Raw genomic sequence first — 20,668 nt, 5'->3', positions numbered from 1 at the left:
ATTAAAGGGAGTTAAACAATCTGTTTCAAAGCTATTTATGATTAGTTTACACTACAATAACACTCATGACCGGTTTTCAGGATATAAATCATCACTTGCGATGATGCCTGTCACCAGTCCCGAATAAAATCTGTGCTATTTTCGGGATGTATTCAAAACATGCATTATGAAAAAGAATGAAGGTATGTTTGACCGAATTCTGCGGGCGACACTGGCATTAACCGCTTTCTTTATTTATTACAATAAACTCGTAACAGGCACCGGGGGTATTATTCTGCTGATCATTGCTGCTGTGCTGGCAATCACCAGTCTGATAGGTATTTGCCCACTATATACCGCTCTGGGGATATCCACTGAGAAACAGCATAAAACAAGCGCGGGCGCCCATCCCCGCGATTGACCTGAAAAATACTCTACTGTATGTAGTCGTTGACGCCAAAAATGTACAAGGTCTGCTTTTCAGCAGACCTTTAATCTTTATTATTTACAATCATTTCACATTTTCTCGTACCTGCCCGTCATGTGCTGCAGTCGTATCCGGTATACAACCGGGCGTATGTGTGGCGGCAGTAAAGATTCCTCCTCCCCTTCCTCGCTCACATGAGACAAGTGTGCAGTCTCACTGACCCTGAGATGAACCAGGCGGCTGACAAGAAATTTCGTCGCGTAATACTTCTCTTTTTCGTTATGAATCTCTTCATATCTGCCAAAACAGATAACGCTTTTCCAGTTGCCCAGGTCCTGTATCTCGTCGACTTCAAAACAGACCTCCGGTTTTTTTCTCATCATTCTTATCTTAAGTCCTTCTGAAGAATGAGCGATGATATATTTATCATTGTACGCGTAACTGACAGGGACTATGTAAACGCGGTCACCATCCCTGCACCCGATCCTTCCGGTTACATTATTGAGTAACAGGTCCTGCATTTCCTTGTGGCTAAGTATACCCAACATACAATACGATTTAGAGATGAACAATAAGTGCTGAAACAAATTGACAACTATTCCGGTATCGTATCAATGACAACAATCACCGACCGACTGGTGTTTCGTCATTCCCGAATGATTGCGCGCGTGGTAAATTCACAAAAAAAAGATGAAAGCACTGGTATATCATGGCCCCGGCCAGAAAGCATTCGAAGAAAAACCTAAACCTGTTATACAGACGCCAACTGACGCGATTGTCAGGATCCTCAAAACGACGATCTGCGGAACTGACCTTCATATATTGAAAGGTGATGTACCGGAGGTAACAGATGGCCGCACCCTTGGCCATGAAGGCGTGGGTATGATCGAGGAGACCGGCAGTAATGTATCCAATTTTAAAAAGGGCGATCATGTACTCATTTCCTGTATTACCTCCTGTGGCAAATGCGACTATTGTCGTAAGGGCATGTACTCACATTGTGAAAACGGAGGATGGGTCCTTGGACACCTGATAGATGGCACACAGGCCGAATATGTCAGGATTCCTTTTGCGGATACCAGCCTTTACCATATTCCGGAGGGTACAGACGAAGAAGCGCTTGTTATGTTAAGTGATATCCTGCCCACGGGCTACGAATGCGGGGTGCTGAATGGGAAAGTTTCCCCCGGCAGTACAGTGGCTATCGTTGGCGCAGGACCCATTGGGCTTGCAGCCCTTCTGACAGCCGCTTTTTATTCCCCTGCAAAAATCATTATGATCGATCTGGATGAAAACAGATTGCAGGTAGCCCGGCAATTTGGAGCCACTCATACAATTAACAGCGGGAAAGAATCCGTAACGGCAAGATTGATGGCTATGACCGGCAATCGCGGGGTCGATACAGCAATAGAAGCCGTAGGTATACCGGCTACCTTCGAACTATGCGAAACTATAATAGCCCCGGGAGGTTGCATCGCAAATATTGGTGTTCACGGTAAACCTGCCACACTTCATTTACAGGACCTATGGGCAAAGAATATCACCATTACCACCCGGCTGGTAGATACTGTGACAACACCCTTATTGCTGAATACCGTTGTCTCAAAAAAACTCGATCCCGGACGTCTGATTACACACCGGTTCAAACTCAATGAGATCATGCAGGCATATGAGACATTTGCCCATGCAGATAAGGAAAAATCACTAAAAGTAATTCTTTCCAATGACTAGCATTATACCTTCAACCATGCAGGCAATGGTACTGGAGATGCCAGGGACGCCACTACAACATAGAACAGTGGAGACGCCCGTACCTAACCCTGATCAGGTACTGATCAGGGTAATGGCCTGCGGTATCTGCAGGACCGATCTGCATATATTGGATGGTGAACTAAAGAATGCACGTTTCCCCCTAATACCCGGACATGAAATAATCGGCATTGTTGCCGCAAGGGGGAGCAATGTACAAACACCCCTCATAGGTACGATAGTAGGCGTTCCCTGGCTCGCATATACCTGCGGTAAATGCAGGTATTGTCAGCATCAGCGGGAAAATTTATGCGAGAATCCATTATTTACCGGCTACACGGTTGACGGTGGATACGCTGAGTATACAACTGCCTGGGCGAAATACTGTTTTGTACTTCCGGCACCATACAATACAGCTGTTGCTGCGCCGCTGTTGTGCGCCGGACTTATCGGGTACCGCTCCTGGCGGATGTTACCTGACAACGCCACGAATGTTGGTTTATATGGCTTCGGGGCAGCAGCACACATCCTGACACAGTTCGCCTCCCAACAGGGAAAATCAATTTATGCCTTTACCAAAAAAGATGACCTGTCTACGCAGTCATTTGCACTAAACCTGGGCGCTACCTGGGCGGGAAGTATAGATCAGGCGCCTCCGGTAAAGATGGATGGAGCTATCATATTTGCCCCGGAAGGCAGCCTCATTCCACTTGCATTATCGCATGTTGATAAGGGCGGACAGATCATCTGCGGAGGAATACATATGAGCGATATCCCAGGCTTTCCCTACCGCCTGCTTTGGGAAGAACGGCTTGTCAGATCTGTGGCAAATCTCACAAGGGAAGACGGCATTCTCTTCTTTGATACTATTGCCAGGTTGAATGTAAAGACAAGCACACGGCTATTTACGTTATCTGCGGCTAATGAAGCCATCGCAATGCTAAGAAGCGGTGCAATTAAAGGGGCGGCGGTACTGGTACCGGGCTTAATAGGCAATCACTGAAATCAGGACTAACAATGGACGCCACTACGTTAAACGAAAAACTGAAAAGTACTGGTAAAGGCTTTCAGGAGCACGAAGAAAAGTATTTCCTCGAGGGCCCCCGCTCCAGGTTGAGGGAATTACTATTTGTCATAAAGATCTTCTTTGAATTTATACGGGGCTTTAGAATACTGCACTTCGTTGGGCCATGTGTCTCCGTTTTCGGCTCCGCCAGAACAACGTCAGACTCCCCTTTCTATAAAAGAGCCACCAGCATGGGCGCTGGTATTGCAAAACTTGGCTTTACCGTAATGACAGGCGGCGGTCCGGGTATCATGGAAGCGGCCAACAAAGGCGCTAAATCAAGCGGCGGTTTTTCAGTAGGATGCAATATAAAACTACCAAAAGAACAGCAACCCAACCTGTTCATGGACAAATATTTCACCTGCGAATATTTCTTTGTACGAAAAGTACTCATGTTTAAATATTCGTATGCTTTTGTCATTATGCCTGGTGGTATAGGTACAATGGACGAATTCTTCGAAGCACTAACGCTGATCCAGACGCGAAAAATACTGGACTTCCCGGTAATATTAATGGGCAGACAATACTGGGAGCCCCTGATGCCACTCTTTGATAATATGCTTGAAGCCGGAATGATAGACAAAAAAGACCTGAAATATGTACTTTTTACGGACTCAGAAGAAGAGGCACTGGCACATATTAACCGGTTTGCCAGAGAAAAATATCATTCCAGGAGACAGTTGCTGTACAAAAAATTCCGTCTGCTTGCTGAATAAATATGGGCAACATGATCACAAATTCCACATACAAATCACCATCCGGTCTGCGAAGTGCAGATATTCCGGCCCTGCATGCTCATCATGGCAGGAACGTGCTTACAGACAGGCGGAAGTACCGCCTGCTGAAAACATTTGGCCATATAATTGCAGAGCCGATGTTCGTGCTGCTGTTGTTTGCAACAGGTTTATATTTCCTGCTCGGCAGCATTGCTGAAGGATTCATGATGATCGTAGCCATCTTGCTGGTATCTGCCATTTCTTTTTACCAGGAAGTTAAAAGCGAAAATGCGCTGGAAGCACTCAGGCAATATACAGCCAGCTTAAGCACCGTTATCCGGGATGGCAAAGAGACACAAGTTCCCTCTTCCGATCTCGTGCCCGACGACATCATTCTCTTACAGGAAGGCGAACTCATTCCCGCAGATGCCCTGGTTATCAGTTCAAATGACTTTACTGTCAATGAATCTATACTCACCGGAGAGGCATATCCTGTGGAAAAAAATGCTGTCACTGCTGCAACACTTTTCCATGGTACTACCGTTAATTCCGGATCCTGTATCGCAAAGATCAGTGAAACAGGAGATAGTACCCTGCTTGGCAAACTGGGTAAAAGCATCTCCGGGGTGACTTCAGAACCCACATTACTGCAACGACAAACAAGCGTGTTTGTACGTCAGCTGGCAACCTTCGGCATATTGGGTTGTATTGTTGTATTCGTTGTCAACTTTGCACGCAGCGGTAACTGGAGCAATAGTTTTTTACTTGGTCTTACACTCGCTATGGCTGCAATTCCGGAAGAAATACCCGTTTCCTTTTCCTCATTTATGGCGCTGGGTGCTTATTATATGAGCCGCATGGGCATCATTCCCCGCCAGGCCCAGATCATTGAGAACCTTGGAGCCGCTAATGTATTATGTCTGGATAAAACAGGGACACTTACAGAAAACCGTATGAAAGCAGTCGCCCTTTACGACTACCGTGCAGATATCCAATACGACCTTCAGAACAACCTGCTGCCTCCGGATAACCACGTCCTTTTTCTGAGCGCATTGGCCTGTGAAAAGAAACCATTCGACCAGATGGAGAAGGCGATCCTTGAAGCCTTTCATGAAAATAATGCCCGTGGGATAACGCTGCCACCAATGATCCATGAATATCCCCTGGAAGGCAAACCGCCTATGATGACGCACGTCTATAACTGGAATGGTGTTACACTGGCTGCGGGTAAAGGCGCAATAGAAAGAATATTGCAGGTCTGCCAGCTGAGCCCTATAATAAGCAATAACGTTTTGCAGATTGCCGGAGAAATGGGGAATAAAGGCTATCGTGTGCTGGGCATAGCAACGGCAGTAATACCTGGAACTCTTATGCCAGCCAGACAGGATGATGCAGCATGGCAATTTTCAGGACTGCTGGCATTGTACGATCCTCCACGCAAAGGAATGCCTGACGTTATTGCAACAATTAAACAGGCTGGCATCAGGCCAATGTTACTAACCGGAGACCATGCGGCTACCGCTGCGTATATCGCTGGTTGTGCAGGGATCGCATTTAACCGACCCGTTACAGGAGATGACGTTATGAATATGCAGGAACCGGAACTTCGCCTCATCGTACAACAGGAATCACTGTTTGTCCGAATGTTCCCTGATGCCAAACAGAGAGTTATAGAGGCACTTAAGGCCGATGGCGGGATCGTTGCCATGACCGGAGACGGCGTGAATGATGGTCCCGCCATTAAGGCCGCCAACATTGGTATTGCCATGGGGCAAAAGGGAACAGAAATCGCCAGGCAGGCAGCCGATCTGGTCATTACTGATGACAACCTTAGCAGTATTCCGATAGCAATAGAACAGGGTCGTAAAATATATAGTAATCTCAAAAAGGCAATACGCTACATCATTTCCATTCACATTCCTATTATACTTGTTGCGGCCGCGCCGTTACTGCTGAACTGGAAATATGTCAATATATTTTCCCCCGTCCATGTAATATTCCTTGAACTCATAATGGGCCCCACCTGCTCACTGTTCTTTGAAAAAGAACCTGTGGAAAGCAATCTTATGCGCCTGCCGCCGCGAAAAGCGACATCAAGCCTGTTTACCGGAGGTGAAATGACAATGAGCGTTATACAGGGTCTTGTTATCACCAGCGGCATTCTTACGCTATATGCCCTTTACATGCAACAGCATGATATTGCCTATACACGAAGCATCGTATTTATCTGTCTGATACTTTGCAATGTATTACTCACGTTTACTAACAGGTCCTTTACAGCTAACATCAACGTAACGATGCGCTATCATAATGTCCTGACGCCCTATATCCCAGGCCTCTCAGTCGTTTTTGTCGTAGTTTTGCAACTTATCCCTGCTGTCAGAGACCTCTTCGGATTAAAACTGCTTTCACTGTCAGATATGGGTATCTGTCTCCTGACGGCATTAATCTGTACGGGCTGGCCTGAGTTATATAAAATTTACGTCCGCAGACAGCGTCAATAAAGCTGCCGCTTATGTTTCAGGAGCCAGCTGATAATCTGGTAATACACGATGGCTTCCCGCGAAGAAGAGAGTGTCTGTTAAATACCCGGAAAACATCAACTAGTTTGTATTTTCAATAAAACCCTCCATAATGTTTCTGCCTGGATTCACCGGGTATCGTCCTTTCACTACAAACCAAAAAAGTCTGCTATAAAGCAGACTTCGTTGCAACTTTCGGATACATATACAACTATTACGCAAATTCATATCTTCCTGTCATCGTCTCCATACGGATACGATATACGATAGGTCTTATCAGCGGAACAACCTGCCCTTCATCTACCGCATCCGGTAACCGTGCCGTCTCACTCAATTGCGTGTGCATCAGCCGGCTTACCAGAAACTTCATAGCATAATATTTCTCTTTCTCATCCAATATTTCTTCAAACCTCCCCTGACAGATCACACTCTTCCAATTCCGCTGATCACTGATCTCATCTACTTCAAAACCCACATAAGGATTCTTCCGCATCATATCTATCTTCAATCCCTCGCTGGAATGGGCAATGATATATTTGTCATTATACGCGTAACTCACCGGCACGATATATATCTGATCACCATCACGGCAACCAATTCTACCGGTTATATTACGCAACAATAATTCTTCTATTTCCTGTTGACTGAGTGTGCCTAACATACGTCCCTGTTTTATGTTATGACACAAATAGACGACTATTCAGTCGCCATGACAATGACGACAATCAGCAGATAACCCGGCATTGGTCATATATCAAAACGACTGTTTTCTGTTCTTCAGGAGCCAGCTGATACTCTGATAGTATGCAATAGCCTCCCGGGACAGGTCAGATTCTACCTGTACAGGCGCCGCATTGCCATTATGAAAGTCGGGGATATACTCATGTACGTTCTTTACCGGCGACTGTACCACCAGTTTCCCAGCCCGCAGGTAACCTAGTCCCTGATAAGTACTGATAAACGCGCGTTGTTTGTCTGATGGCGTATTCAGTACATCCTGACCAAAGAATTTAGAACGATAATCCAGGTGGAGTAAACCGAGAATAGTGGGTGCCACATCTATCTGGGCCGTCAGGGTATTCACCTCCTGCGGCTGGAGTATTTTTGGCGCATAGATAAGCATAGGAATATGATAACCCGTTACCGGTAATTCCACACTTCCCGCACTACCGGCACAATGATCTGCTACGATCACAAACAAGGTGCTGTCAAACCAGGGTTTATGACTGGCCTCCCGGAGAAATTTATTGATGGAGTAGTCAGTATACTTCACCGCCCCCTGTCTTACCTGCATAGCGGCAGGAATGTCTATCCTTCCGTCAGGGTATGTAAACGGACGATGATTACTTACCGTCATAATATGTGTGAAGAAAGGCCTTCCGGCACTGTTATCCTTATCCAGTACATTCAGTGCTAAAGTGAACAGGTCTTCATCTGCAACACCCCAGATGTTCTCATAATGGATTTTATCAGCTGGTATGGCAGCGCGGTCGATGACAGTATAACCATTGTTCCCAAAAAACTCCTTCATATTATCAAAGTAACTATAGCCGCCATACAGATACTGTGTAGTATATCCATGTGCACGTAATACACTGCCCATAGAGAAGAGATGTGCATTATCCGGACGTTTCACAATACTCTGTCCAGGCGATGGAGGAATGGATAATGATAAGGCTTCCAGTCCGCGGACCGTCCTTGTACCGGAGGAATACAGCTGCGTAAACAACAAACTTTTTTTCGAAAGCGAATCCAGGTAGGGTGTGATGTTCTCTGTACTACCGAATGTTTGCATAAAATCAGCACTCAGACTCTCCACGCTGATCATCACTACATTCAGCTTACGTTCAGGCCCCGGATAGTTAATATCTCTTTCGATACTATAAGGATCTTTACCGACAAAATGACTATTGGGAGAAGCCAGCTGTTGTCTTACCATACTAAACGCAGTGGTATCAGGGATCGTCTGATAGAATTTATAGAAGTCCAGCTCATTTTGCGTAAAGGCGACTGCAAACTCATAGAGACCATTGCCTGCAAGCGAATTGGCATATTCATTCCTGCTGAAATGCCGGTATCTCCCGTTAACAAGAGTATAGGTTGCAAAAGCAAACAGGAACAAACTCACCGCAACAATCGTCCGTCTTACAAAAGACATCCGCGCAACACTGATGCTTTCTCTTATCGGACGCCGCACAATAACAACAATCAGAATAGCTATCAAAACGAGTGTACTCACAATCGGCACCAGCGGATACGACTCAGAGATATTCCCCAGCACTTCCGTTGTATACACCAGGTAATCTACCGCTATAAAGTTATACCGCGTAGAAAACTCCCGCCAGAAGAACCACTCACTAACAGCATTCACCAGCAACACAAACACCGTCAATGCTGTCACGATATACAGGACACCCGTCCGCCATTGCAGGCGAAAACGATACGGCATAAAAAACAGGAACAGGTAAATGACAAACCGTGCAGTCAGGTAATACAACAGGATATGATACAGGTCGCTGTTATAGTCTTTCGGTACGAGATGCGTAAAAAGCAATATCCCCATCAACACGAGAAATCCTCCTGCTATAAAGGGCAATACTTTCTGCTGATAAATAAAATCATTCTGTAACCAGAGGTGTAGTACAAAAGGAATGATAACAAGGGAAGCGACCGACAGGTCATACATCCCGCCAATAAACAAGGCACTCACAAATTGTATGGCTGATACGCCTGAAACCGGTGTACTCAGCAGTAAAACGACACGTGTCAGGGAGGAAAGTACAAGTACCAACAGTACAATCAATACAATCAGTGAGAATCTGTTGCGAAACACATTCTTCATTATCCAGGCTGTTTTAATCTGCCTGCAAACTTACCAGCGAATTCTGTCGGAAATTGGTGCTGATCGTCTGTACGCTGCCCATATGCCTCTATTTTCACAATACATTAACGCCCAATAAAATATATGTCCTAAAAACCGCACAATAAATCTTAACTTCAGAATGTTTTTAGAATTCCTCTATATTTTCACGGATGAAAATTTTGATAATAGAAGACGAACCGGCTCTTTCAAAAAGCATCGGCGCTTATCTGGCGGACGAAAATTATCTCTGCGAATATGCAGGCAACTTCGGACAGGCCATCGACAAGATCACCGTATATGACTATGATTGTATCCTGCTGGACCTGATGCTACCCGGTGGTGACGGACTCAAAATACTGGAAGAGATCAAAGAGCAGAATAAACAGGATGGCGTCATCATCATCTCTGCCAAAAACTCACTGGACGATAAGATCAAAGGCCTGCAGATCGGTGCGGATGATTATCTGACCAAACCCTTCCATCTCCCCGAACTCGCAGCACGTATCTATTCTGTGATCAGACGTAAACAATTCGGGAACGTCAACATCATCGAACTAAACGAACTAAAGATCAATCTGCTGGCAAAAACAGTCTCCGTTAACGATAACAACGTTGTACTCACCAAAAAGGAATTTGACCTCCTCCTCTACTTCATCAGCAATAAAAATAAAGTCATTTCCAAAAGCGCCCTCGCAGAGCACCTTTCGGGTGATGTTGCCGATATGTTTGACAATTATGACTTCATCTACGTGCACATCAAAAACCTGAAAAAGAAACTGACAGAAGCCGGTTGTGACAACTACCTGAAAACACTCTACGGCACAGGTTATAAATGGGAAATATGAGCAAGCTGCTGAACCGCACCATGAAACGTTTTATGGGATACGCCGGACTGGTACTGATCATCAGCATACCGGTGTATTACTATGTGATCAATATGCTTTGGCACCACGAACTCGATGAACATAAGATCGAACTCACCGCCGCCGCCGGACGGGAAGACCGGTATCTCATTATCCTCTTTGTGACACTGCTGACAGTATTATTTTTCCTCCTCCTCATGATCGGATTTATACTACTGAACCGCAGGATATCCAAACGCCTCTGGCAACCCTTTTATAATAGTCTCGCACAGATCAAGGGCTTCAACCTGGACCAGCAGCAGACCGTCAGTTTCGAAGAAACTGATATCGAAGAATTCTCAGAACTGAATAGTAGTCTGAATAAGCTGATTGCAGGCAATATCGCCGTGTACAATCAACAGAAAGAATTTGCCGATAATGCATCTCACGAACTACAGACACCGCTCGCAATTATTCAATCCAAACTGGACCTCTTACTGCAAACCAAACTGCTGACAGACGAACAGTATGATCTCATTGAAGATGCCAACAAGGCACTGGCCCGCGTCACCCGTATCAACAAAAACCTGTTACTGCTGACCAAGATCGAGAACAGTCAGTTCATGGATAAAGAAACCATCGATCTTTCCGAACTACTGGAAAATTCACTGATCCTGTTCTCTATTTTTTCAGAGAATAAAAACCTGGTATTTGATAAAGACATCGCTACCGGTGTAACCATTGAGGGTAATAAAATACTGGTGGAAATATTATTAAATAATCTGATCACTAACGCCATCCGGTATACACCCAATGACAACACCATCCAGATCACATTGAACCATAAAGCACTGTTCATTGCGAATCCGGGTACACTTAGTCTGCAACAGGAACAATTGTTCAAACGCTTCGGTAACACCTCTGCGGAAACACCTGGCACCGGATTAGGATTGTCTCTGGTGAAGCAGATCTGCAGCCGTTACAACTGGAGAACGGATTATACATTTAGTGACATGCGGCATATCTTCTCCGTAACGTTTTAGTTTAGATTTCCTTTCGAATCGCGTCTTAACTATGCAGAAAATATCAACTGCATGAAAGGCGTCTCATTATTCTGTATCATCTTACTTTTTCTTGCGCAGCACCTACACGCGCAAGCTATCAAGGTGACGCTTTCCGGGCAGATGAAAGAAGCTTCCGGCAAGCGCCCCTTACCATTTGTAAGCGTAACCCTCAAAAAAGCAAAAGACAGTAGTTTTGTAACCGGTACTATTTCCGGTGATGATGGCCGCTTCAAAATCGCAGACCTCAGCAGTGGCAACTACCTGCTGGAATTCTCCTATATCGGATATCAGCCGCTTACCCAAAGCCTGACCATCGGACAATTAAGTCCGGTACTGGAACTGGGCGGCATAGAACTGACCGCTGATCCCAAATCCCTGAACACGGTAACCATTACCGGCAAACAGGAAGAGGTCCGTCTTGATAAGAAAACGTTCAGCGTAGCGGATAATATCAGTCAGGCCGGTGGTTCCGTATTGGAGGCCATGAAAAATCTGCCAGGTGTGACCACACAGGATGGAAAAATCGTATTAAGAGGCAGTGATAAGGTGATGATATTGATGGATGGAAAGCAGACCGCGCTGACAGGCTTCGGCGGACAAACCAGTCTGGACAACATTCCTGCATCCGCCATCGAAAAGATAGAGATCATCAACAATCCTTCTTCAAAATACGACGCCAACGGTAATGCCGGCATCATCAATATCATCTACAAAAAAGAGAAAAAAGAAGGCTTTAACGGTAAAATCGGCCTGAGTGCAGGTGCGGGTGCTTTATGGATAAAAAGACAGAATTACCCTACCATAAGACGGCAATACCAGGGTACTCCCAAGATCAATCCCTCCCTGTCACTGAACTACCGGAAGAACAAAGTCAATCTGTTCTTACAGGCAGATGATCTGTACACCAAAACACTGAATAAAAACGAATTCGTAGACAGGTATTACGATAACGGAAATGTGGTAAAACAACAGACCAAACGTAACCGGAACACCAATTTCTCCAATGTAAAAGCCGGTATGGACTGGGCAATCAATGGTAACAATACCATCACGGTTTCCGGCATGTATGGTACGGAGAAAATACTGGACCATGGCGATGAACCTTTCTTTAACGGTAATCTGACCGAAAGACAGCGCCTCTGGCAGTTCCTGGAAGACGAACTGAAGACTACCGTGGTAGGTTCTGCTATCTGGCAGCACAATTTCCATGAACCAGGCAGAACCCTGAATGTAAGCTTAAGCAGTACTTTCCACCGCGAAGATGAAAAGTACTTTTTTACGAACATCATGCCCGAATATACCGGCATAGATTCCTTCAAGGTACTGTCTGACGAGCACGTTACCGACATCAATATCGACTATGTACAGCCACTGCGGCACGGTCGTTTTGAAGGTGGCGTGAAATTCAGGTACCGCTATATTCCTGTGAATATGGACTTCAAACCAGGCGTACACTCTGTACTGGACGCACGTGCCGGTGGATTCACCCGCTATAAGGAGAATATCCCGGCCATTTATGGTAATTATGTCTACGAAAACAAACACTTCGAACTGGAAGCCGGTCTGCGACTGGAATATGTACACCTGGCCTATGACGTCAATCCGAATCACCCGGTGTACAAAAGCGACGGCTACAACTATACACAGCCATTCCCAAACCTACGACTGGCTTATAAACTGACGGACAATAACAAGGTATCCTTCTTCTACAACCGTCGTGTGGACCGCCCTAACGAAGGCGATATCCGTATCTTCCCGAAATACGACGATGCGGAGATCATCAAAGTAGGTAATCCTGCACTTCGTCCGCAGTATACCAATCTCTTCGAACTGGGCGACAAAACCAGCTGGGGTAAAGGATACCTGTTGTCCTCCGTCTACCACAAACGTATGGATGCCACCATTACCCGTATCGGCAGCACCGTACCAGGCAGCAATATCATCTATAACATCTTCCAGAATGCCGGTAAAAGCTACATGACCGGTATCGAACTGGTATTCTCCCAACAGGTGGCAAAATGGGCTACCTTTAACCTGGCCCTGAATGGCTATAACAATATCATCGACTCCTTCACCGTGGTCAACAAATACCCGGTTGAAAACGTTTTCAGTGCTGCCCGTGAAGATATCTTCTCCGGTAATATCAAGCTGAACGGTCAGTTCCATTTCGCCAGACAGATAGACGCACAGTTAAGCGCGATTTACCAGGCGCCTGACCTGGTACCGCAGGGAAAGATCTATTCCCGTTTTTCTGTAGATTTGGGTGTTAAAAAAACTATTCAGCAGGGAAAAGGAGAGATCTTTGTCAATGCGACCGATGTGGCCAATACCCTGCGTAATAAAAGGGAGATCAGGGGAAATGGATTCCATTACCTGGCTACTGACTACAATGAGACGCAGGTAATAAGGGCCGGATATAGTTATAAGTTTTAATTGATCTTCATTATCCTACGTTAATCCTACGTTCATGAACGTAAGATTAACGTAGGATAATGAAGAATTAGAAATTAACTATTAGGAACTAGGAATTGAATGCAGCGAAGATTAACGCGGAGTAATTCCTAATTCCTATTCCCCTCTCTCCCAGGGCATAAAGCCCCTTTCCACTTGCGGAAAATACCTGATTTTTACACATTCCCCTTCCCTTTTCTGGCTTAACCACTCAGGTAATTTATCTTTGTAAAAAAGAGTGGATGAAAATATTGCATACTGCGGACTGGCATATCGGACAAACCTTTTATCAGTATGACAGGACGTATGAACATCAGCAGTTTTTACACTGGCTGGTGGATACCATTAAAGCAAAAGATATAGAGCTGCTGATCATCAGCGGAGATGTCTTTGATATCGCCAATCCATCCGCTGTTGCTATAAAATTGTTTTACGCATTTCTCAATAGTGCCGTAAAGGCACAACCCGGATTGCAGATCATCGTGACCGCCGGTAACCATGACTCTGCCGCCCGTCTGGAAGCACCAAAACCCTTACTGGAATCGTCCGATATCCATATTGTCGGACTGATAGAACGCAAGGCTGACGGCAGTATTGATTATGAAAAAATGCTGATCCCTGTGAGAGACAGGAGCGGTGAAACAGTGCTGTGGTGTATGGCGATCCCATTTCTGCGCATGGGTGATTATCCGGCGGTAGCCGAAAGCCAAACCCTCTATGCAGATGGCGTAAGCGCACTGTATAAAGAGGCCTATGAACATGCACTGACAAAAAAACAAGGAGGACAGGGCATCATCGCAATGGCACACCTGCATACGCTGGATGCTGAACTGTCTGATCACGATAAATCAGAGAGAGTTATCATGGGAGGTATTGAATTCGTTCCTGCGAAAGCATTTCATGAAGATCTGCTGTACGTAGCATTGGGACATATTCATAAAGCCCAGAAAATAGGCGGCAAAGACCATATCCGCTACAGTGGTAGTCCGCTGCCCATGTCATTCTCCGAAATGAACTACAAACACCAGGTGGTGAGCTTTGATATCAGCAATGGTGTCATGAGCGGACTGGAAATGCTGGAAATACCGGTGACGACCGAACTACTGCGGGTACCTGCCAAACCGCAGCCGATCGATACGGTGCTGGAAGCCTTACTGCAACTGCCGGAAGCGACGGAGACCATACATACCGCTCCTTACCTGGAAGTACGCGTACTGCTGGAAGGACCCGAACCTGCCCTGCGACATAAGATAGAAACGGCCCTTGCCGGTAAACACGTACGACTGGCCAAAATAGACGTCCGCTATCCATCCTCTGCAGGCGAAGGAGCAGAAGAACGGATCGCCAGCGCTACACAGCTGCAGGAGTTAAGTCCGCTGGATATCTTTAAAAAGATCTACCACGAAGACTATGAACGTGAAACACCGGAAGAGCTGGTGGCCCTGTTTCAGCAGGTATTGCAGGAGATTAACACAAAAGAGGAGTAATTACGCATGAAGATATTAGCCATTCGTTTCAGGAACCTGGCATCACTGGAAGATACGAACGAGATAGATTTCACAAAAGAACCACTGAGCAAAGCAGGGATCTTTGCTATTACCGGTCCGATAGGTGCAGGTAAGTCCACCTTACTGGACGCCCTTTGTCTGGGCTTGTATGCAAAAACTCCCCGCTATCTGCAAGCCAAAGAGACGGGTATAGAGATACAGGATCAGGGAGGTACTACAATGAGCCAGGGAGATGTCAGAAGTATTCTGCGTAAAGGTACCGCAGAAGGATTTGCAGAGGTTGAATTTGCAGGGGTTGACGGCAACAATTACAAGGCAAAATGGTCCGTTAAACGCGCCCGTAACAAGATCAATGGTAACCTGCAGGCAGATACGGTGGAATTGCTCAATCTGACCACCAACGGTACCTTCCCGGGAAAGAAAACAGAAACCCTGCGGGAAATAGAGCGGGTGGTCGGACTGAACTTCGAACAGTTTACCCGTTCGGTACTACTGGCACAGGGAGACTTTACCGCCTTTCTGAAAGCTGATAAGGATGCCAAGGCATCCCTGCTGGAAAAGCTGACCGGGACAAACATCTATTCTGAAATATCCGTTGGCATCTATAATAAATTCAAAGAGGCAGATACGGAACTCAGGAACCTGAAACAACAGGTGGCAGGTATCGAGCGACTGACCGAAGAAGAAAGAATGATCCTGCATGCCCAACAGGAGGAACTGGGTGTAAAGATCAGCAGTCAGCAGATCACCATCGCGGAACTGGGAGCTGCCATCAGCTGGTATCAGTTACTGGATACCCTGGAAAAAAGCAGGAAACAGGCAGCTGATCAATATCAGCAGGCTGCACTGGCCATGGAAAATGCAGGAGAAAGGATCCGCACTTTTACACTGGTAGAACATGTACAGGCGGCGAGAGGTCCGGTGGAAGCCCGCAGATCGCACGAGCTGCAATTGGTGGAAAAAGAGAAGGCATTACAGGAGATCAACGCCCATATCTTACGTACCACTGAGGCACAACAACAGACGGCAGCTGCGCTGGAAACAGCCAATACAGCTGTCCTGCAGGCACAGCAGGAAGCTGCGAAGCACCAGCCTGATATTGTGCGGGCAAGGGAATTAGATACGCTGACAGGCGAAAAAGACCGGCAACTGCAACAGGCGGGTACAGAAGCTGCCAATGCACAAAAGCAACAGGATGCCCATCTGAAAGCATTCGAAGAAAAGGAAAAAGAGATCCAGACACTGGCACAGGCCATTGGTAAACTGGAAGACTGGCAGCGGGAAAACCTGGGCAGAAAAGATATTGCAGAGAATATTATAGAGATCAGCGCGCAACTGGGGCATACCGCCAAACTATTGCCTGTACAGCAGGAAGCGCTGAAAGAACAACAGGAAAATGCCAGCTTTATACAAAAAGCACAGGACCAGATAAAAGATTTACAGGAAAAAGCGGATAAAGAACAGGCAGAGAGCACCCGTTTACAGACAGCACTGGAGACTGCCAATAAGGAGTTACAGACCATTCCACTGGAAACGCTGAAAGAAAACGATACGAACCTTGTTCTGCAGATAAGAGAAGGCGAAGCGGCGAAAATACATTGGGAAAGACTGTTTGGTAGTCTGCAGGAAAAAGAAAGAACCGCCCGTCAGCTGGAAAACTGCGAACAGGAACTAAAAGAAAAAACGGTTGCCCGCACAGAAAAACAAGCCGAACTGACCATCGCCCGGGCAAAAAAGGAACAATCCGATAAGCTACTGCATCAGGCACGCCTGCAGGTAGCAGAAAATGTCGAATCCCTGCGTGCACAACTGGTACAGGATGAACCCTGTCCGGTATGCGGCAGTAAAGAACATCCTTTCGTTACAGATAATCCGCTGGCACATGCCATGCTGCAAACACTGGAAGCTGAATTCAATGCGGCTTCAGGGCACTATAACGCCTTATCAGGTGATATCATCAGTCTGGAGCAATTCTGTAAAAAACTGCAGCTGGACAGTGAAACATTCACCAGGTCTTTACAGGAAAGAGTTGCACAGATAAGGATCCTGGAAGAGAAATGGGCTGGTTTCAGTCTGGCAGCTGCCAGTGCAGTAATTGCTGACGAAAACAGGGCACATTGGCTGGAAGAACAGGTGCAGCAATTACAGACTACCCAACGGGAGATGACCGTACAGCTAAATGCTTATGAAGCGAAAAGAAATGCGGCGGAGGGACTGAAAAATCAGCTGGATCTGAAACAACAGGCGCTGTCTGCGAATAAAGAGCAGCTGAAGGACAGGCAACGTGAAAAGACCAGTAAAGAAGAAGCGCAGGAACGTATTGACAAACAACTGGAGCATATTGAGGATAGTCTGCGGACCATGACCGAACAACTGGCCCCGCATTTTAGTAATCCGGACTGGGTAGACAACTGGAAAAAAGATCCGCAGGGATTCAATGCAAAAATAGTGGCCTTCGCCCAGCTGTGGAAGCAACAGGCAGAAGCGATCGTAGCCAGTAATCAGCAGCTGCGTGAGCACCAGTCAGCCTTACAGGAAATGGGCAGACAGGGTCCCGCCATCGCCGCTGCATTAAGTGAAAAGATCAATGCCCTGCAACACCAGCAACAGGCGTTTAATGCCCTGCAACAGGAACGGCAGGCATTATTGAATGGAGAAGCGGTGGCCAGTTTTGAACAAAGGTTAAAACAGGTCATTGAACAGGCTGTTCTCACACAACAAAGGGCTACAGAGGCATTTAATGCAGGAAAGGAAGATCTCCGGGCCTATACCGCCAGTAAAGACACGACAACAGCAGATATTACCGGCATCCGCAGTAATATCGACAAAGAGCGGACAGCGATCAGTGACTGGTTAAACAATTATGCAGCAACGTATGGCAATACATTGACAGAAGAAGAACTGACGCAGCTCCTCTCCTATACGGCCGGCTGGATAGAGACAGAAAGAAAAGCGATCACTGCCCTGCGGGATACTGTCAATACCACCCAGGCGACCCTGACGGAAAGAACATTACAGTTCAATAATCACCAGGAAAAGCGGGTAAGCGAAGAATCACTGGAAGCGCTGACGGCCTCCTCTAATGAAACAAAACAGGTATTGGAAGACCTGGGCAGGGAAAAGAATAATCTTGCCTACAGATTGCAACGCGATGAGGAAAATAAACTTAGAATAGGCGATCTGCAATACACCATCGACGCGAAAACAACGGTACATGAAAACTGGAGTAAACTGAATGAACTGATTGGTTCCGCAGATGGCAAGAAATTCCGGCAGATCGCACAGGAATACACACTGGATATGCTTCTGGATCATGCAAATATGCATTTATCTATGCTGACCAGCCGTTATAAATTATTGAGAATACCCGGTAACCTGGCTTTACAGGTCCTTGATAAAGATATGGGCGATGAACTGAGGACTGTTTTTTCTCTTTCCGGAGGAGAATCTTTCCTGGTATCACTGGCACTGGCATTAGGATTGGCATCCTTATCCTCCAGTAAGATGAAAGTAGAATCCCTGTTTATTGATGAAGGTTTTGGAGCACTGGACCCTGATACGCTGAATATTGCTATGGATGCACTGGAACGTTTACACAATCAGGGACGTAAGGTTGGGGTGATCTCTCACGTACAGGAGATGACAGAACGTATTCCTACACAGATAAAGGTGATCAGGATGGCCAATGGAAAAAGTAAGGTGGAAGTGACCGGCTCTTAACCATGTTCCCGCTCCCACTGTTTATGCGTCCATAACCAGTACGCCGGTGCATGCATGATATCATGTTCCAGGTACCAGGCAAAAATCTTTGTGATCTCATTTGACTCTATATCCGCTGTTTCCTCTGTAATCAGGGAAAAACCGATATCCCAGCCAGGCGCGCCGCTACGTTTCCTGACAGAAGCATATAATACGACCGCATCCAGGGATCGCGCCAGTTGTTCGGCACCGGTAAACAGGCCGGTAGACTGGTGCAGGAAATGCGTCTGGTAACGGGGTCTGACCACGGGAGACTGGTCCGCAATAAATACATAAGCATTCGGATGCTGGCGGTTGGATAACATGAAACGGGCCGTCTCATTGGTTGACAGCAACTTAATACCAAAGCGCGACCGGATACGGTACAAGACCATATTCAGCAACCGGTAAGGCGTTGGCTTATAGACCGCATATACGTCAAAGGATAGGTATTTTGGCAAAATATTCAGGCATTCCCAGTTACCGTAATGTCCCATCACAATGATGATATTTCTGCCCTCCTTATGGCAATGTTCTAATACCTCCGGATTATGCAGGCGTACCCGTTTACGATGCTGTTTCTCCGACATGGTTAACAGTTGTAAAGTCTCTATTATCAATACACTGAAATGGCGGTAAAAGGAACGCGCCATTATCTGTATCTGGCGATAGCTTCTATCCGGAAAGGAACGCGAAAGATTCTGCACTACAACATCAGTTCTGTATCTGATCACCCGGTGGAGGAGCCAGTATAATAATTTCTGAATGATTTTCAATACCCATGCAGGTAAAAGGCTTATGAGATAAATAACCGCAAACAGCGGCTCATACACCAGGTTACGGCGTTTAAGCATTGCCGGAACTTTTATCTCCTGTTTGACATAACCTACTGGTCTTCTGATGGAATTAGCAGCGTCGTACATAGGCTTCTACTTTGGCCTTGAGGGTTTATTTTTTTTCTGACCTGTCTCTGCTTTAACGCAAATTTAGAACCGATTTATATACGTGCTCAAATCTTAACTTTTCTTTGCAACGCACATAAATCTCCCATCTTGCTATTATATTGAGTGCCAGTTGTCCATAAAAAAAAGCACAAACATACTATTCAAAAAATGAGTAGATAAGGATGTGTAGGGAATGCACGAGGTGGGGAATCGCCGATGTGTTTACTGGTGTGTCTTATTCGTTTGGACTTCTTGCCATCAGCCAGTATTCAAGAATTGCCCTGATCTGGTTGGCTATATCGTCGTAAAATGGCTTCTTGATAAAGTATCCCTGTACGGTGAGGTCATATACTTCATCAACGATCTCCTTAGACTCTATTGTTGTGAGAAATACAAAAGGAATGCTCTTCTTTCTGAGCACCTCATCCTGATCGATCCGGCGTCTCAATTCCAGGCCGTTCATCCTTGGTACATTGATATCCGCAATGATCACCAGCGGCTTCTCTGTTGTCTCTTCCAGAAAAGATAACAGGGCATCTCCCGAATCGAAAAAATGGATCGTATTACGCAATCCCAGCTCCTTCAGGACATTCTGATATAATTCCCTGTCATCTTCATCGTCTTCGAGTATCAGCAGCGGACCATACTTTGCCATATCACTAATAATTTACATGGAGATAATAGTACAATTTGTGTACACAGCTGCATTAGTCATGCCAAAATTGACATGCAAATTTCCCCATAATATGCTACTACATATATAGTAAACAATAACCCCTCCCGGTTGTTGAGCACAATG

The 20,668-nt window shown here is 46.0% G+C and carries 15 protein-coding genes; 10 read left to right on the top strand and 5 right to left on the bottom strand.

Annotated elements, in window-relative coordinates; genetic code table 11:
- The first annotated feature begins 166 nt into the window (after positions 1–166).
- Positions 167–400, top strand: coding sequence for a YgaP family membrane protein (locus BMZ72_RS02475; protein WP_089804914.1), 234 nt, complete (start codon positions 167–169; stop codon positions 398–400).
- 95 nt (positions 401–495) lie between these two features.
- On the opposite strand, the gene BMZ72_RS02470 is transcribed toward BMZ72_RS02475, so the two are convergent.
- On the bottom strand, positions 496–954 hold the full coding sequence (locus BMZ72_RS02470) for a pyridoxamine 5'-phosphate oxidase family protein (protein WP_089804912.1): 459 nt from the start codon (positions 952–954) through the stop codon (positions 496–498).
- Positions 955–1,096: 142 nt separating this feature from the next.
- Here BMZ72_RS02470 and BMZ72_RS02465 point away from each other — a divergent pair, with 142 nt between their 5' ends.
- The 4 genes from BMZ72_RS02465 to BMZ72_RS02450 are packed head-to-tail and all read left to right on the top strand — an operon-like array spanning position 1,097 to position 6,441.
- The gene (locus tag BMZ72_RS02465; RefSeq protein WP_089804910.1) at positions 1,097–2,137 is read left to right on the top strand and encodes a zinc-dependent alcohol dehydrogenase family protein; all 1,041 of its coding nucleotides are present in this window, start codon (positions 1,097–1,099) and stop codon (positions 2,135–2,137) included.
- On the top strand, positions 2,130–3,158 hold the full coding sequence (locus BMZ72_RS02460) for a zinc-dependent alcohol dehydrogenase family protein (RefSeq protein ID WP_218155192.1): 1,029 nt from the start codon (positions 2,130–2,132) through the stop codon (positions 3,156–3,158). Before BMZ72_RS02465 ends, BMZ72_RS02460 begins: the two co-directional genes overlap by 8 nt.
- Before the next feature lie 14 nt (positions 3,159–3,172).
- Positions 3,173–3,937 (top strand): LOG family protein, encoded by a 765-nt coding sequence (locus BMZ72_RS02455; RefSeq protein WP_089804908.1) that lies wholly within the window; start codon positions 3,173–3,175, stop codon positions 3,935–3,937.
- Between the two features lie 11 nt (positions 3,938–3,948).
- Positions 3,949–6,441 carry a cation-translocating P-type ATPase gene (locus BMZ72_RS02450; protein WP_177222659.1) on the top strand — a complete coding sequence of 831 codons (2,493 nt, stop codon included), beginning with the start codon at positions 3,949–3,951 and terminating at the stop codon, positions 6,439–6,441.
- Between the two features lie 232 nt (positions 6,442–6,673).
- Here the strand turns inward: BMZ72_RS02450 and BMZ72_RS02445 are convergent, their stop codons facing one another.
- Positions 6,674–7,120, bottom strand: coding sequence for a pyridoxamine 5'-phosphate oxidase family protein (locus BMZ72_RS02445; RefSeq protein ID WP_089804905.1), 447 nt, complete (start codon positions 7,118–7,120; stop codon positions 6,674–6,676).
- Positions 7,121–7,213: 93 nt separating this feature from the next.
- Positions 7,214–9,301, bottom strand: coding sequence for an LTA synthase family protein (locus BMZ72_RS02440; protein WP_089804903.1), 2,088 nt, complete (start codon positions 9,299–9,301; stop codon positions 7,214–7,216).
- 191 nt (positions 9,302–9,492) lie between these two features.
- Between BMZ72_RS02440 and BMZ72_RS02435 the strand changes: the two genes are divergently transcribed.
- From BMZ72_RS02435 to BMZ72_RS02415, 5 genes are all read left to right on the top strand, one after another.
- Positions 9,493–10,167 carry a response regulator transcription factor gene (locus BMZ72_RS02435; RefSeq protein WP_012792484.1) on the top strand — a complete coding sequence of 225 codons (675 nt, stop codon included), beginning with the start codon at positions 9,493–9,495 and terminating at the stop codon, positions 10,165–10,167.
- Positions 10,164–11,207, top strand: coding sequence for a sensor histidine kinase (locus BMZ72_RS02430; RefSeq protein WP_089807175.1), 1,044 nt, complete (start codon positions 10,164–10,166; stop codon positions 11,205–11,207). The genes BMZ72_RS02435 and BMZ72_RS02430 overlap by 4 nt, the downstream gene beginning before the upstream one ends.
- A 51-nt stretch (positions 11,208–11,258) precedes the next feature.
- The gene (locus tag BMZ72_RS02425; protein WP_089804900.1) at positions 11,259–13,661 is read left to right on the top strand and encodes a TonB-dependent receptor; all 2,403 of its coding nucleotides are present in this window, start codon (positions 11,259–11,261) and stop codon (positions 13,659–13,661) included.
- Positions 13,662–13,921: 260 nt separating this feature from the next.
- The gene (locus BMZ72_RS02420; RefSeq protein WP_089804898.1) at positions 13,922–15,166 is read left to right on the top strand and encodes an exonuclease SbcCD subunit D C-terminal domain-containing protein; all 1,245 of its coding nucleotides are present in this window, start codon (positions 13,922–13,924) and stop codon (positions 15,164–15,166) included.
- 6 nt (positions 15,167–15,172) lie between these two features.
- Positions 15,173–18,907: an AAA family ATPase gene (locus BMZ72_RS02415; protein WP_089804896.1), complete on the top strand. Its 3,735-nt coding sequence runs from the start codon at positions 15,173–15,175 to the stop codon at positions 18,905–18,907.
- On the opposite strand, the gene BMZ72_RS02410 is transcribed toward BMZ72_RS02415, so the two are convergent.
- Both BMZ72_RS02410 and BMZ72_RS02405 read right to left on the bottom strand, forming a co-directional pair.
- Positions 18,904–19,848: a lysophospholipid acyltransferase family protein gene (locus BMZ72_RS02410; protein WP_255373081.1), complete on the bottom strand. Its 945-nt coding sequence runs from the start codon at positions 19,846–19,848 to the stop codon at positions 18,904–18,906. The two genes, BMZ72_RS02415 and BMZ72_RS02410, sit on opposite strands and share 4 nt — an antisense overlap.
- A gap of 256 nt (positions 19,849–20,104) precedes the next feature.
- Entirely contained in the window at positions 20,105–20,524 is a 420-nt protein-coding gene (locus tag BMZ72_RS02405; RefSeq protein WP_089804894.1) for a response regulator, read from the bottom strand.
- Between the last annotated feature and the right edge of the window lie 144 nt (positions 20,525–20,668).

This window comes from Chitinophaga sp. YR627, from assembly GCF_900114995.1.
GTDB lineage: Bacteria > Bacteroidota > Bacteroidia > Chitinophagales > Chitinophagaceae > Chitinophaga.
The sequence above is the reverse complement of the archived record's forward strand: the minus strand, read 5'-3'. Positions and strand labels throughout refer to the sequence as shown.

Coding starts and splice junctions, on each gene's coding strand:
- BMZ72_RS02475 (WP_089804914.1), top strand. CDS start 167: ATGAAAAAGAATGAAGGTATGTTTGACCGAATTCTGCGGGCGACACTG.
- BMZ72_RS02470 (WP_089804912.1), bottom strand. CDS start 954: ATGTTGGGTATACTTAGCCACAAGGAAATGCAGGACCTGTTACTCAAT.
- BMZ72_RS02465 (WP_089804910.1), top strand. CDS start 1,097: ATGAAAGCACTGGTATATCATGGCCCCGGCCAGAAAGCATTCGAAGAA.
- BMZ72_RS02460 (WP_218155192.1), top strand. CDS start 2,130: ATGACTAGCATTATACCTTCAACCATGCAGGCAATGGTACTGGAGATG.
- BMZ72_RS02455 (WP_089804908.1), top strand. CDS start 3,173: ATGGACGCCACTACGTTAAACGAAAAACTGAAAAGTACTGGTAAAGGC.
- BMZ72_RS02450 (WP_177222659.1), top strand. CDS start 3,949: ATGATCACAAATTCCACATACAAATCACCATCCGGTCTGCGAAGTGCA.
- BMZ72_RS02445 (WP_089804905.1), bottom strand. CDS start 7,120: ATGTTAGGCACACTCAGTCAACAGGAAATAGAAGAATTATTGTTGCGT.
- BMZ72_RS02440 (WP_089804903.1), bottom strand. CDS start 9,301: ATGAAGAATGTGTTTCGCAACAGATTCTCACTGATTGTATTGATTGTA.
- BMZ72_RS02435 (WP_012792484.1), top strand. CDS start 9,493: ATGAAAATTTTGATAATAGAAGACGAACCGGCTCTTTCAAAAAGCATC.
- BMZ72_RS02430 (WP_089807175.1), top strand. CDS start 10,164: ATGAGCAAGCTGCTGAACCGCACCATGAAACGTTTTATGGGATACGCC.
- BMZ72_RS02425 (WP_089804900.1), top strand. CDS start 11,259: ATGAAAGGCGTCTCATTATTCTGTATCATCTTACTTTTTCTTGCGCAG.
- BMZ72_RS02420 (WP_089804898.1), top strand. CDS start 13,922: ATGAAAATATTGCATACTGCGGACTGGCATATCGGACAAACCTTTTAT.
- BMZ72_RS02415 (WP_089804896.1), top strand. CDS start 15,173: ATGAAGATATTAGCCATTCGTTTCAGGAACCTGGCATCACTGGAAGAT.
- BMZ72_RS02410 (WP_255373081.1), bottom strand. CDS start 19,848: ATGTACGACGCTGCTAATTCCATCAGAAGACCAGTAGGTTATGTCAAA.
- BMZ72_RS02405 (WP_089804894.1), bottom strand. CDS start 20,524: ATGGCAAAGTATGGTCCGCTGCTGATACTCGAAGACGATGAAGATGAC.